This window comes from Chelatococcus asaccharovorans (assembly GCF_003201475.1).
GTDB lineage: Bacteria > Pseudomonadota > Alphaproteobacteria > Rhizobiales > Beijerinckiaceae > Chelatococcus > Chelatococcus asaccharovorans.
Genome location: NZ_QJJK01000006.1, coordinates 431,528 through 441,604, shown reverse-complemented (window position 1 = coordinate 441,604; position 10,077 = coordinate 431,528). Strand labels below are relative to the sequence as shown.

Annotated in this window: 8 protein-coding genes and 1 tRNA gene; all 9 read left to right on the top strand. The window is 63.3% G+C overall.

Features of this window, described 5'->3' with window-relative positions:
* The first annotated feature begins 3 nt into the window (after positions 1-3).
* The 9 genes from tuf to rpoB all read left to right on the top strand — a co-directional run bounded on the left by tuf (position 4) and on the right by rpoB (position 10,070).
* Entirely contained in the window at positions 4-1,194 is a 1,191-nt protein-coding gene (tuf, locus tag C7450_RS16500; RefSeq protein ID WP_110375516.1) for an elongation factor Tu, read from the top strand.
* Positions 1,195-1,577: 383 nt separating this feature from the next.
* Positions 1,578-1,654: transfer RNA gene (locus C7450_RS16495), tRNA-Trp, on the top strand.
* A 160-nt stretch (positions 1,655-1,814) separates the two neighbouring features.
* Positions 1,815-2,012, top strand: coding sequence for a preprotein translocase subunit SecE (secE, locus tag C7450_RS16490; protein WP_110375526.1), 198 nt, complete (start codon positions 1,815-1,817; stop codon positions 2,010-2,012).
* Positions 2,013-2,022: 10 nt separating this feature from the next.
* Positions 2,023-2,586 (top strand): transcription termination/antitermination protein NusG, encoded by a 564-nt coding sequence (gene nusG, locus C7450_RS16485; RefSeq protein ID WP_110375525.1) that lies wholly within the window; start codon positions 2,023-2,025, stop codon positions 2,584-2,586.
* 259 nt (positions 2,587-2,845) lie between these two features.
* Positions 2,846-3,277, top strand: a complete 432-nt coding sequence (gene rplK / locus C7450_RS16480) for a 50S ribosomal protein L11 (protein WP_110375598.1) — start codon at positions 2,846-2,848, stop codon at positions 3,275-3,277.
* An 11-nt stretch (positions 3,278-3,288) separates the two neighbouring features.
* The gene (rplA, locus tag C7450_RS16475) at positions 3,289-3,987 is read left to right on the top strand and encodes a 50S ribosomal protein L1 (RefSeq protein WP_110375524.1); all 699 of its coding nucleotides are present in this window, start codon (positions 3,289-3,291) and stop codon (positions 3,985-3,987) included.
* A 589-nt stretch (positions 3,988-4,576) separates the two neighbouring features.
* The gene (gene rplJ / locus C7450_RS16470; RefSeq protein ID WP_110375523.1) at positions 4,577-5,095 is read left to right on the top strand and encodes a 50S ribosomal protein L10; all 519 of its coding nucleotides are present in this window, start codon (positions 4,577-4,579) and stop codon (positions 5,093-5,095) included.
* A 45-nt stretch (positions 5,096-5,140) separates the two neighbouring features.
* Positions 5,141-5,515, top strand: coding sequence for a 50S ribosomal protein L7/L12 (rplL, locus tag C7450_RS16465; protein WP_110375522.1), 375 nt, complete (start codon positions 5,141-5,143; stop codon positions 5,513-5,515).
* 433 nt (positions 5,516-5,948) lie between these two features.
* On the top strand, positions 5,949-10,070 hold the full coding sequence (gene rpoB, locus C7450_RS16460; protein WP_110375521.1) for a DNA-directed RNA polymerase subunit beta: 4,122 nt from the start codon (positions 5,949-5,951) through the stop codon (positions 10,068-10,070).
* Positions 10,071-10,077 lie beyond the last annotated feature (7 nt).

Sequence of the window (10,077 nt, the reverse complement as noted above, 5' to 3'; positions counted from 1 at the left end):
CTGATGGCCAAAGAGAAGTTTGAGCGGACGAAGCCGCACTGCAACATCGGGACGATTGGTCACGTTGACCACGGCAAGACGTCGTTGACGGCGGCGATCACGAAGGTTCTTGCCGAGTCCGGCGGCGCTGCGTTCACGGCGTATGACCAGATCGACAAGGCGCCTGAAGAGAAGGCGCGCGGGATCACGATCTCGACGTCGCATGTCGAGTACGAGACGAAGAACCGTCACTACGCGCATGTGGACTGCCCCGGCCACGCCGACTATGTGAAGAACATGATCACGGGTGCGGCGCAGATGGACGGGGCGATCCTGGTTGTGTCGGCGGCCGACGGCCCGATGCCGCAGACGCGCGAGCACATCCTTCTGGCGCGCCAGGTGGGCGTTCCGGCGCTTGTGGTGTTCCTGAACAAGGTCGACATGGTCGACGACGCCGAGCTTCTCGACCTGGTCGAGCTCGAGGTGCGCGAGCTTCTGTCGAAATACGAGTTCCCCGGCGACGACATTCCGGTGGTGCGTGGTTCGGCGCTGTGCGCGCTGGAAGACCGCGATCCGGTGATCGGCCATGACGCGGTTCTCGAACTGATGACGCAGGTCGATGCGTATATCCCGCAGCCGGAGCGTCCGGTTGACCTGCCGTTCCTGATGCCGGTCGAGGACGTGTTCTCGATCTCGGGTCGCGGCACGGTGGTGACGGGCCGCGTCGAGCGCGGGATCGTGAAGGTCGGCGAGGAAATCGAGATCGTCGGCCTGAAGCCGACGGTGAAGACGACGGTGACGGGCGTCGAGATGTTCCGCAAGCTCCTTGACCAGGGTCAGGCGGGCGACAACATCGGGGCGCTCTTGCGCGGCACGAAGCGCGAGGACGTCGAGCGCGGTCAGGTTCTGTGCAAGCCGGGTTCGGTGAAGCCGCACACGAAGTTCAAGGCCGAAGCCTACATCCTGACGAAGGAAGAGGGCGGGCGGCACACGCCGTTCTTCACGAACTACCGTCCGCAGTTCTACTTCCGGACGACGGACGTGACGGGCGTTGTGACGTTGCCCGAGGGCACCGAGATGGTGATGCCCGGCGACAACGTGGCGATGGAAGTGACGCTGATCGTTCCGATCGCCATGGAAGAGAAGCTGCGCTTCGCGATCCGCGAAGGTGGCCGCACGGTTGGCGCCGGCGTCGTCGCCTCCATCATCGAGTAAGACACGAGTGGAGCGAATTTGACATTTAAGTCTCGCCTGACCTGAGGCTCCAGATCAAATGTCAAATTCAAAAGCTCCACGAGAACCAATAACTTGCTAGTGGTTCTCGTGGCTCCGACATTGGCTCCAAGGCCCGTATCAGGCGGATGCCAATGTCGGACCCGAACCAATAGATGCATCAGCCGCACGCGCCATCACAAGGCGTGTTCGGCCGCGTCGCCCGGCCGCCCTATCCCGCGATGGACGTGGCGGTGAATATTCCCATCATTCGCCTATCGCCATGTTGCGCGAGTGATGTATAGGAAGGGCGTGGCGATTCCATCGTGAGCGTGACCATGCTCGAGGTGGCCGCCAGCGCCGGCCTGTTACCGCAGGCATCCGCTAGGAGTGTAGCTCAACTGGCTAGAGCACCGGTCTCCAAAACCGGGGGTTGGGGGTTCGAGTCCCTCCACTCCTGCCAGCGGATCCCCGAAGGCCGGCAATTCAGTTCCTGACTGCAATTTTTTGCAGGTTGCGCCGATCGTAGACTGGCATTGCAACAGGCCGCAGCGCTCCAAGCCCTTGCGGGTTGGCCGTTGTCATGCCAAATCAGCACTGCGCGACGGTTATGGTGAGACAATATGGCGAAGACGAATCCGGTCGAGTTCATTCAGCAGGTGGGTAACGAGGCCTCCAAGGTCACGTGGCCGACCCGCAAGGAGACGCTCGTCACGACGGCCATGGTGTTTGTGATGGTCATCGTCGCGAGCCTGTTTTTCCTTCTTGCCGACCAGATCATCCGCTTTGGCGTGACCCTGATCCTCGGTATCGGTCGCTAGGAGCTTCGCGATGTCTTCTCCCAGCCTGAGCCTCTCATCCGCGCCCAAGCGATGGTACATCGTCCACGCCTATTCGAATTTCGAGAACAAGGTGGCGCAGTCCCTGCGCGATCAGGCCGTGCAGCGCGGCCTTGAGGACAAGTTCGACGAAATTCTCGTTCCGACCGAGAAGGTCGTGGAGGTGCGCCGCGGCCGCAAGGTCGATACCGAGCGCAAGTTCTTCCCCGGTTACGTCCTGGTGAAATGCGATCTGACCGACGAGGTCTATGACCTCATCAAGAACACGCCGAAGGTCACCGGATTCCTCGGCGCCGACAAGTCGAAGCCGATGCCGATCCCGGACCGTGAAGCGGAGCGGATCAAGGGCCAGGTCGCCGAAGGGGTCGATCGTCCGAAGCCGTCCGTCAGCTTCGAGGTGGGCGAGCAGGTGCGCGTGGCCGATGGGCCGTTTGCCTCCTTCAATGGTGTTGTCGAGGAAGTCGACGAGGCGCGTGCCCGCCTGAAGGTGGCGGTGTCGATCTTCGGCCGTGCGACCCCCGTCGATCTCGAATATGGGCAGGTCGAGAAGGTGTGATCCGGATTGGCCGCGGGCGCGGCCATTGAGACTTGTCTCGGGTCGCTCCTGTTGCTAAAGAGGCTTTGCAAGGGTGGCCGGCATGCTGGCCGCCCTTCGCTGTTGGAGCCTTGTGCTCCTACCCCCGGCGACGCAGGCTCGCCGGTCCATCCGCGGAAGGTCTGCCGGTCGCCAGCCGGAACAAACGGACCGCACCGCGATCTGTCATCCCCGGCGCGCGGAGAGGCATCCGCAGCGCCGTCCCATGGGAGCAGCCATCATGGCAAAGAAGATCACGGGTTACGTGAAGCTTCAGGTTCCGGCAGGCGCGGCCAATCCGTCGCCGCCGATCGGTCCGGCGCTCGGTCAGCGCGGCCTCAACATCATGGAATTCTGCAAGGCCTTCAATGCGAAGACCGCGCAGATGGAGAAGGGCACGCCGATCCCGGTGATCATCACCGCGTATCAGGACCGCTCCTTCACCTTCGAGATGAAGCAGCCGCCGGTCTCCTATTTCCTGAAGAAGGCCGCTGGCATCACGAGCGCCTCGAAGACGCCGGGCAAGGGCGCCGTCGCAGGCAAAGTGACGCGCGAGCAGCTGCGTGACATCGCGGGCAAGAAAATGGTCGACCTCAATTGCGACAGCGTCGAGGCGGCCGTGGCGATGATCGAAGGCTCGGCCCGTTCGATGGGTCTTGAGGTCCAGGGCTGAGGAGGTCGATCATGGCAAAAGTAGCAAAGCGCATCACCGCCCTTCGCGATGGTATCGACCGTGTGAAGCTCTACGGCCTCGATGAGGCCGTGAAGATGGTGAAGGAGCGCGCCAAGGCCAAGTTCGATGAAACCATCGAAGTGGCCATGAATCTCGGTGTCGATCCCCGCCACGCCGACCAGATGGTCCGCGGCGTCTGCAACCTGCCGAACGGCTCCGGCCGTACGGTCCGGGTGGCCGTCTTCGCCCGCGGCGCCAAGGCTGACGAAGCCAAGGCGGCAGGTGCGGACATCGTCGGCGCCGAGGATCTGCTCGAGATCGTCCAGGGCGGCACGATCAATTTCGATCGCTGCATCGCGACCCCGGACCTGATGCCGCTCGTCGGCCGTCTCGGCAAGGTGCTCGGCCCGCGCGGCCTGATGCCGAACCCGAAGGTCGGCACCGTCACCATGGACGTGAAGGGTGCCGTTGCCGCCGCCAAGGGTGGTGCCGTCGAGTTCCGCGTCGAGAAGGCCGGTATCGTTCATGCCGGCATCGGCAAGGCCTCGTTCGACGAGGGCAAGCTCGTGGAGAACATCAAGGCTTTCGTCGACGCGGTCTCCAAGGCGCGCCCGTCGGGCGCCAAGGGCACCTATGTCCAGCGTGTTGCCATCTCCTCGACGATGGGGCCGGGCGTGAAGGTCGACCCTGCGAGCGTGCTCGGCGCGTAAGTGACGCACTGCCTCATCTTCGGCGCAATAGGGCGCTACATGAGGCAGATGAACACATTCCCCTGCGGTGTGCCCCCGGTGGCGGTTGCCCCTTGGTGCATCCTCTTGCCAAACGCTCTTGGCAAAACGCTCTTGGCAAACCGGCAAAGGCCCTTGGCAAACCGCAGGTGAATGGTTATTAAACCCATTCTTGCCTGGAATCGCCACGACGGTTTCCGTCGCCGATGCCAGGCTTGAGAGTTTCGCCCGGGTGACCGGGTGAATGTGGCCGGCGGGCAAAGCGGCAGCTTTGCACGAACCGGCCATATGTCCTGTCCGAGACTGCGGGTGCCGCTTGCGGCTTAATTTCCAATGTGAAGCCAGCATAGACGGGGAAGGCTGATTTGCACGATGGGCGCCCCTTGCGGGTGTCCCTTTGGGTGGGTTGGTTCGGACCTACTACCTGGGGCGTGAGTTTGATCTCTGCGATCTGGGGGACAGGGCTTGCGGGCGCCATGCGTGGCGCATTGGGCGCAGGCCTAGTGCACGGCGTGTGGCATGTGCAGCCGGCAGCGGGGATGTTCCCAGCTGCTGAACCGGAGAGAGCCAAGTGGACAGAGCGGCAAAAGCCGAGTTCGTCGCGGCAATGGGTGATGTTTTCGCATCGGCCGGCGTCGTCGTCGTAGCTCACTATGCCGGCCTGACAGTCGCTGACATGCAGAAGCTCCGCAGGGAGATGAAGCAGGTTGGCGCCTCGGTCAAGGTCGCGAAGAATCGCCTCGCCAAGATCGCTCTCGAAGGCACGGACGTCGCATCAATCGGACCCCTTCTGAAGGGGCCGACGTTGCTGGCTTATTCCAGCGACCCCGTTGCGGCGCCGAAGGTCGCTGTCGATTTCGCCAAGGCCAACGACAAGCTCGTTATCCTTGGCGGCGCGATGGGAGTGACCGCTCTGAACCCGGACGGTGTGAAGGCGCTTGCCTCTCTGCCGTCCCTTGATGAACTGCGTGCCAAGCTCGTCGGCCTCGTCCAGGCTCCGGCGACGAAGATTGCGCAGGTCGTCAATGCGCCCGCCGGCAAGCTGGCGCGCGTGTTCGGGGCATATGCCAAGCGAGACGAAGCGGCGTAAGGCCGTCTAAACCCCAATCAATCGAACCAATCCAGGAAGTGTATCATGGCTGATTTGGCAAAGCTCGTCGACGAACTGTCGAGCCTGACCGTTCTTGAGGCTGCCGAGCTGGCGAAGCTCCTCGAGGAGAAGTGGGGCGTGTCCGCCGCCGCCGCCGTGGCTGTTGCTGCTGCGCCCGGCGCTGCGGCTGCTGCCGCCGTCGAGGAGCAGACCGAATTCACGGTTGTCCTCGCCGCCATCGGCGACAAGAAGATCGAAGTCATTAAGGAAGTCCGTGCCGTCACCGGCCTCGGCCTGAAGGAAGCCAAGGACCTCGTCGAAGGCGCTCCGAAGCCCGTCAAGGAAGGCGTGGCCAAGGAAGAAGCCGAGAAGATCAAGGCTGCCCTCGAGAAGGTCGGCGCCAAGGTCGAGCTCAAGTGATTTCCGCACGGGCTTGATGCTCGTGCTGCGCAGGGTCCGGTCACGCCACAGCGCATCGTTCGGCCCCTGTTTCTGTTCAAGACTTGGTTCTGGCTTCAAGACTTGGTTCTGGCGATTTCGGTTTGAGGAGATCGCAATGGGAAGGGGCTCTTGGCCCTTCTTGGTTAGAGGCGGGCCGCTGATGCGGAGCGCTACAAGTTGAGAATACGGCGGTCCCGAAGGCGTAGAGTCTCCGGGGCCGTTGTGTCGTCGATGCGTTACCACCACATGGTGGGGCCGTCGGCGAGGACAAGGTGATGGCGGTAGTCCGTCGGACTGTCGCGGGTGACAAGGCAACATGCCGCGTGAGCGGCCGGCTGACCTGGCGGCCTTTATGAGCCGTTCGGCCTTTGGAGGCCGCCAGGTCAGCCGTGCGTGAGGAGCGAGAACAGACATGGCCCAGACGATCACTGGCCCGAAGCGTGTCCGCAAGTTCTTCGGCAAGATCCGGGAAGTGGCACAGATGCCGAACCTCATCGAGGTTCAGAAGGCATCCTATGACCAGTTCCTGATGGTCGATGAGCCGAAGGGAGGGCGGCCAGAGGAAGGGCTCCAGGCCGTCTTCAAGTCCGTTTTCCCGATTTCCGATTTTTCCGGCGCGTCGCTGCTCGAATTCGTGAAATACACCTTCGAGCCGCCGAAATATGACGTCGACGAGTGCCGCCAGCGCGGCATGACCTTTGCCGCGCCGCTCAAGGTCACGCTGCGCCTGATCGTGTTCGATATCGACGAGGATACCGGCTCGAAGTCCGTCAAGGACATCAAGGAGCAGGACGTCTACATGGGCGACATGCCGCTCATGACAGACAACGGCACCTTCATCGTCAACGGCACCGAGCGCGTCATCGTCTCGCAGATGCACCGTTCGCCGGGCGTGTTCTTCGATCACGACAAGGGCAAGACCCATTCGTCGGGCAAGCTCCTGTTTGCCGCCCGCATCATTCCCTATCGCGGTTCCTGGCTCGATATCGAGTTCGACGCCAAGGACATCGTCTATGCGCGTATCGACCGTCGCCGCAAGCTGCCGGTGACGTCGCTGCTCTATGCGCTCGGCCTCGACGGCGAGGAAATCCTCGAGACCTTCTACAACAAGATCCTTTACAAGAAGGATGGCGAGGGCTGGCGCGTTCCCTATGACGCGGAGCGTCTCAAGGGCTTCAAGGCCACCGTCGACCTGATCGATGCGGACACCGGCGAGGTGGTCCTGGAGACCGGCAAGAAGCTCACAGCCCGTGCGGCGCGCATTCTCACGGAGAAGGGCGTCAAGGAGCTTCGTGCGACCAGCGAGGATCTGGTCGGACAGTATGTGGCCGAGGACCTCGTCGATATGGCGAGCGGTGAGATCTTCGCCGAAGCCGGCGAGGAGATTTCCGAGAAGCTGCTCAAGGTGCTCCTTGATGCCGGCTTCGAAGAGATTCCGGTCCTCGACATCGACCACATCAACATCGGCCCCTATATCCGCAACACGCTGGCCGTCGACAAGAATTCCTCCCGCGAGGAAGCGCTGTTCGACATCTACCGCGTCATGCGTCCCGGCGAGCCGCCGACGCTGGACACGGCAGAGGCGATGTTCCACTCGCTGTTCTTCGATTCCGAGCGCTATGACCTCTCGGCCGTCGGCCGCGTGAAGATGAACATGCGCCTCGATCTCGATGCGGCCGACACCGTGCGGACGCTGCGTCGCGAGGACATGCTGGCGGTCGTGAAGGCCCTCGTCGACCTGCGCGACGGGCGTGGCGAGGTGGACGACATCGACCATCTCGGCAACCGCCGCGTGCGCTCGGTCGGCGAGCTCATGGAGAACCAGTACCGCCTCGGTCTCCTGCGCATGGAGCGCGCCATCAAGGAGCGCATGTCGTCGGTCGATATCGACACGGTGATGCCGCAGGACCTGATCAATGCGAAGCCGGCCGCCGCGGCGGTGCGCGAGTTCTTCGGCTCGTCGCAGCTGTCGCAGTTCATGGATCAGACGAACCCGCTGTCGGAAGTCACTCACAAGCGTCGTCTTTCGGCGCTTGGCCCGGGTGGTCTGACGCGTGAGCGCGCCGGCTTCGAGGTGCGCGACGTGCATCCGACCCATTACGGCCGCATCTGCCCGATCGAGACGCCGGAAGGCCCGAACATCGGTCTGATCAACTCGCTGGCGACCTTCGCGCGCGTGAATAAATACGGCTTCATCGAGGCGCCGTATCGCAAGGTCCGTGATGGGGCGGTCACCAACGAAGTGGCCTATCTCTCCGCCATGGAGGAATCGAAATACTACGTCGCCCAGGCCAACGCCGACATCGACAGCGTCGGCAAGCTGACGGAAGACCTCGTGGTCTGCCGCCGCGCCGGTGACGTGGTGGTGGTTCCGCCTGATCGCGTCGACTACATGGACGTGTCGCCGAAGCAGCTCGTGTCGGTGGCCGCGGCGCTCATTCCGTTCCTCGAGAACGACGACGCCAACCGCGCGCTCATGGGCTCGAACATGCAGCGCCAGGCCGTGCCCCTGGTGAAGGCCGACGCGCCTTTCGTCGGCACCGGCATGGAGGCGGTGGTGGCCCGCGATTCCGGCGCCGCGATCGCCGCGCGCCGCACGGGTATCATCGACCAGGTGGACGCGACGCGTATCGTTATCCGCGCGACGCAGGATCTCGACCCCACGAAGTCGGGCGTCGACATCTACCGGCTGATGAAGTTCCAGCGCTCCAACCAGTCGACCTGCATCAACCAACGGCCGCTGGTGAAGGTGGGCGACCATGTGCGCAAGGGCGACATCATTGCCGACGGTCCGTCGACGGATCTCGGCGAGCTCGCGCTCGGCCGCAACGTGCTCGTCGCGTTCATGCCGTGGAACGGCTACAACTTCGAGGACTCGATCCTGCTCTCCGAGCGGATCGTGAAGGAGGACGTCTTCACCTCCATTCACATCGAGGAATTCGAGGTGATGGCCCGCGACACCAAGCTCGGGCCTGAGGAAATCACGCGCGATATTCCGAACGTGTCGGAAGAGGCGCTGAAGAACCTCGACGAAGCCGGCATGGTCTATATCGGCGCGGAAGTGAATGCGGGCGATATCCTCGTCGGCAAGATCACGCCGAAGGGCGAAAGCCCGATGACGCCGGAAGAGAAGCTCCTGCGCGCCATCTTCGGCGAGAAGGCCTCGGACGTTCGTGACACCTCGCTCCGCGTGCCCCCGGGCGTGACGGGCACGGTCGTCGAAGTCCGCGTCTTCAACCGTCACGGCGTCGACAAGGACGAGCGCGCCCAGGCGATCGAGCGCGAGGAAATCGAGCGTCTGGCCAAGGACCGCGACGACGAGCAGGCGATCCTCGATCGCAACGTCTATGCGCGTCTGGCGGAAGTGCTGTCGGGCCGCGTGGCGATCGCCGGCCCGAAGGGCTTCAAGAAGGACGTCGAGCTGACCCGCGAGGGGCTGACCGAATTCCCGCGCTCGCAGTGGTGGGCCTTCGCCGTGTCGGACGACGCGATCACGGCCGAGCTCGAGGCCATGCGCAAGCAGTATGACGAGTCGAAGAAGCGCCTTGAACAGCGCTTCCTCGACAAGGTCGAGAAGCTGCAGCGCGGCGACGAGCTGCCACCCGGCGTCATGAAGATGGTCAAGGTCTTCGTCGCGGTGAAGCGCAAGATCCAGCCGGGCGACAAGATGGCCGGCCGTCACGGCAACAAGGGCGTCGTATCGCGGATCGTGCCGATCGAGGACATGCCGTTCCTGGAAGACGGGACGCATGCCGATATCGTGCTCAATCCGCTCGGCGTGCCGAGCCGCATGAATGTCGGGCAGATCCTCGAGACGCATATGGGCTGGGCTTGCGCCGGTCTCGGCCGGCAGGTCGGTCTTGCGGTCGATGCTTACCTCAAGTCGCAGGATTCGACGCGGCTGAAGGGCACGTTGCGTGACATCTACGGCACGCAGGGCGACCTCGATCAGCTGGGTGACGCGGATCTCGTCGAACTGGGGCAGAACCTGCGTCGTGGCGTTCCGATCGCGACGCCGGTGTTCGACGGGGCCAAGGAGGCCGACATCGAGCGCATGCTCGAGGAGGCCGGTCTCGACCGCTCCGGTCAGGTCACGCTCTATGACGGGCGGACCGGCGAGGCTTTCGATCGCAAGGTGACGGTGGGCTACATCTATATGCTGAAGCTCCATCATCTCGTCGACGACAAGATCCACGCCCGCTCGATCGGCCCGTATTCGCTCGTCACGCAGCAGCCACTGGGCGGCAAGGCCCAGTTCGGCGGCCAGCGTTTCGGCGAAATGGAGGTCTGGGCGCTCGAAGCCTACGGCGCCGCCTACACCCTGCAGGAGATGCTGACGGTGAAGTCGGACGACGTGGCCGGCCGTACCAAGGTCTACGAGGCGATCGTCCGCGGGGACGACACGTTCGAGGCCGGTATTCCGGAGAGCTTCAACGTGCTCGTGAAGGAGATGCGGTCGCTCGGCCTCAACGTCGAATTGCTATCGACGAAGCAGCCGCAGGTCGAGTTGCCGCCGCAAGAGGCCGCGGAGTGAGCGCTAC

Bases quoted from the DNA above. Each gene is read 5' to 3' on its own strand.
- tuf (WP_110375516.1), top strand. From the start codon at position 4: ATGGCCAAAGAGAAGTTTGAGCGGACGAAGCCGCACTGCAACATCGGG.
- secE (WP_110375526.1), top strand. From the start codon at position 1,815: ATGGCGAAGACGAATCCGGTCGAGTTCATTCAGCAGGTGGGTAACGAG.
- nusG (WP_110375525.1), top strand. From the start codon at position 2,023: ATGTCTTCTCCCAGCCTGAGCCTCTCATCCGCGCCCAAGCGATGGTAC.
- rplK (WP_110375598.1), top strand. From the start codon at position 2,846: ATGGCAAAGAAGATCACGGGTTACGTGAAGCTTCAGGTTCCGGCAGGC.
- rplA (WP_110375524.1), top strand. From the start codon at position 3,289: ATGGCAAAAGTAGCAAAGCGCATCACCGCCCTTCGCGATGGTATCGAC.
- rplL (WP_110375522.1), top strand. From the start codon at position 5,141: ATGGCTGATTTGGCAAAGCTCGTCGACGAACTGTCGAGCCTGACCGTT.
- rpoB (WP_110375521.1), top strand. From the start codon at position 5,949: ATGGCCCAGACGATCACTGGCCCGAAGCGTGTCCGCAAGTTCTTCGGC.